The following is a 2,867-nucleotide window of genomic DNA, read 5'->3' as shown; positions in this document are numbered from 1 at the left end:
GCGAAAAGCCGTTATGCGCTTTCGGGGCATTGCTCGGGCGCGCTACCCCTTCACATAGCCCATCGCTTCGACGATCCGCCCGTCGGCCACACGCATGAGGTTGACGCCGCGCAGCGAATTGCCGTCGGTCATGAAATAGCGCCAGCGGATCGTTGCCCGGTCGCCGGCAACGAAGGTTTCCTCGATATCGAAGCGCGTGCCGGCCTGGGTTGCTATCGCCGTCCAAAGCCCGACGCACGCCGCTTGACCGGCATAACGGGCGCCGTCCGGCGCCGGCACGGTGTTCTCGATCACGCAATCCTCAGCCACCAGCTCGGCGAGTGCCGAAGGATCATGGCGTTGGAATACGTCGTTGTAGCGCCGCATGATCTCGGCCGTCTGCTGGGACAGATCGTACGCGGTTGCGTCAAGCTCCTGTGTCATCTTCGTTCTCCTGGCTTCATTGGCCTTTGGTGGCTTCGACGAGCGTTGCCTTGAGGGTGATCTGAGGCACGCCGGCAAGGGCCCGCGAGACGAGGCAGCCCGCCTTGGCGGACTGGGCAAGACGCTCGAATTCATCTTCGGCAAGTCCCGCGACCTCTGCCTCGGTTTCGAGTTCGATGCGGGTGATCGTCGGACCGGCAGCGGTTGCGCCAAGATGCACCTTGGCGACGGTGCTGATGCTTGTCGGGACATGATTGGCGTTGCCCAGTACGGCGCTCAGCGCCATCGAGAAGCAGCCTGCATGAGCCGCGGCGATCAGCTCCTCCGGATTGGTGCCCGGCCCGTTCTCGAAACGCGACGGAAAGGAATAGGCGCCTTCAAAGACGCCGCTGCCGAGCCGCAGCCGGCCCGAACCTTCCTTCAGCGTGCCTTGCCATTTGGCCGAGGCTTCACGAATTGTCATTGTCGTTCTCCCTTGGTTTGAGGACTTGATGGGTCAGGCGCCGTCGATGATCACCTTCCCGAAGACGTCGCCCTGCTGGAAATAGCGGTAGGCATCGCCGGCCTCGGTGAAGGCGAAGACCTTGTCGATGACGGGCCGCAGGCGGTGCTGCGAGACGGCGCGCAGCATGGCTTCGAGATTGGTCCGGTTGCCGACGAACAGGCGGCTGATGGTGGCGAGGCTGCGCTGGTAGAGTGCCGCCGGCAGCTGGATCGATCCGCCTTTGGCATCCTGCAGCGTCAAGAGAACGATGTGCCCGTAAAGCGTGCTGGCGATCAGCGACTGCGCGAAGGTCGCCGGGCCACCGGTCTCGACGACGAGATCGATGCCGCCGGTCTGGTCGCGGACGGCCGCGCCCCATTGCGGCATATCCGATGTCGAAATGACCAGGTCGGCGCCCAGCGCCCGCAGCCTGTCGGTTTTCTCGCCGCGCGAGGTGACGGCGGCGACACGGCAGCCGAGCAGCTTGGCGAACTGCAGTGCAAACAGCGAGACGCCGCCCGAGCCGATGACCAGAACCCATTGGCCGGGCTTCGGAATTCCGGCGCCCGTCACCGCGTTCCAGGCGGTCAGGCCGGCACAGGTCAGCGTCGCCGCCTCTTGCCAGTCGAGATGATCGGGCAGCCGCACCGCCCATTGTTCGTCGAGAACGGCGTATTCGGTCAGCATGCCATCCAGCGTGCAGCCGAGCTGATCGATGAGTCCGGCATGGATGCGGCCGTCGATCCATCGGGCGAAATAGCTGCCGGTCACGCGATGGCGACAATGTCACCGGCCCCGTCGCTCAGCGGAACGACGCCTTGGCGCGGCGGCAGCGGATAGGTGCCGTTGAGGATCATCGTATCGCGCCGGTTGAGCGAGGTGGCGCGAACGCGCGCACCACGATCTCATGCGGCCTCGGCTCCGGCTGCGCCGTGTCGCGCAGCATCAGGGGTTCGGTCCCAGACCCTTCGAGACGGTAGCTCCGCATGTCGTTCCTCTCGAGATATATAGACTGATCTACATATTATATAGACCGATTGTCATATTTTGCGCAAGGCCTTATAATGACCTCTCCTGACAGAGGTTGACATGGCGAACGACACACGAGCCCGCATACTCGAGACGACCGGATTGCTGCTCAGGCAGCGCGGCTATCACGGCACCTCGCTCAATGACATATTGAGCGCCAGCGGCGCGCCGCGAGGCTCGCTCTACTTCCATTTTCCCGGCGGCAAGGACCAACTGGTCATCGAGGTGACGCGCGCCAGTGTTGCCGACGTGACGGAGAGGCTCACCGTGGCGCTGGCAGCAGAACGGGATCCGGCGGTGGCTGTCCATCATATCTACCAGTCGGTGGGACGCATGCTGGAAGACAACCAGTTTTCGCTCGGCTGTCCGATCGCGCCTGTCGTGCTGGACTCGCCCACCGACGTGCCGGAACTGGCGGAGTTGTGCCGCTCGGCCTTCGAACAGTGGATAGGCCTGCTGCGGGACGCCTTCGTCAGGGTAGGGGTGCCCGAGCGCCGCGCGCATGCATTGGCACTGCTGGTCGAATCGTCGCTGGAGGGGCTGATGGTGATCGCCCGCGCCACCCACGACCGCGCCCCGGTGCAGGCTGTGGCCGATGAGGTCGCAGCGCTGATCGAGCAGGCGGTACTGGCCGGCGAGGTAAAGCAACGCGCGGACGCCGCCGTCTGAGACGCCGACCGCTGCGCAAAAAAAGGGCGGCATCTCTGCCGCCCTTTCCGTATCTGAAGGCTGATGGGGCTGGAATAGAAATCCATGCCGCCACTCAAGCCCGCTTGCGGGCTTGAGCAATGTTAGTTCACGGCGTGCTTTATGGACTTCTTAGAAATCCATACCGCCCATGCCGCCCATGCCGCCGCCCATGCCGCCAGGCATGCCGCCGCCGCCAGCCGACTCCTTCTTCGGAGCCTCCGCGATCATGGCTTCGGTGGTG

The 2,867-nt window shown here is 64.2% G+C and carries 4 protein-coding genes; 1 reads left to right on the top strand and 3 read right to left on the bottom strand.

What is annotated here, in order from left to right; all coding sequences use genetic code 11:
- Positions 1–42: 42 nt before the first annotated feature.
- The 3 genes from EOC06_RS24815 to EOC06_RS24805 are packed head-to-tail and all read right to left on the bottom strand — an operon-like array spanning position 43 to position 1,678.
- Entirely contained in the window at positions 43–423 is a 381-nt protein-coding gene (locus EOC06_RS24815; RefSeq protein ID WP_128309026.1) for a nuclear transport factor 2 family protein, read from the bottom strand.
- A 16-nt stretch (positions 424–439) separates the two neighbouring features.
- Positions 440–886, bottom strand: a complete 447-nt coding sequence (locus tag EOC06_RS24810) for an OsmC family protein (protein ID WP_128309025.1) — start codon at positions 884–886, stop codon at positions 440–442.
- 33 nt (positions 887–919) lie between these two features.
- A complete protein-coding gene (locus tag EOC06_RS24805) occupies positions 920–1,678 on the bottom strand; it encodes an NAD(P)-dependent alcohol dehydrogenase (protein ID WP_245470030.1) in 759 nt (252 codons plus the stop codon).
- Positions 1,679–1,996: 318 nt separating this feature from the next.
- Here EOC06_RS24805 and EOC06_RS24800 point away from each other — a divergent pair, with 318 nt between their 5' ends.
- Positions 1,997–2,605 (top strand): TetR/AcrR family transcriptional regulator, encoded by a 609-nt coding sequence (locus tag EOC06_RS24800; RefSeq protein WP_128309024.1) that lies wholly within the window; start codon positions 1,997–1,999, stop codon positions 2,603–2,605.
- Positions 2,606–2,867 lie beyond the last annotated feature (262 nt).

The sequence above is a fragment of the Mesorhizobium sp. M7A.F.Ca.MR.362.00.0.0 genome (genome assembly GCF_004023175.1).
Taxonomy (GTDB): domain Bacteria; phylum Pseudomonadota; class Alphaproteobacteria; order Rhizobiales; family Rhizobiaceae; genus Mesorhizobium.
The sequence above is the reverse complement of the archived record's forward strand: the minus strand, read 5'-3'. Positions and strand labels throughout refer to the sequence as shown.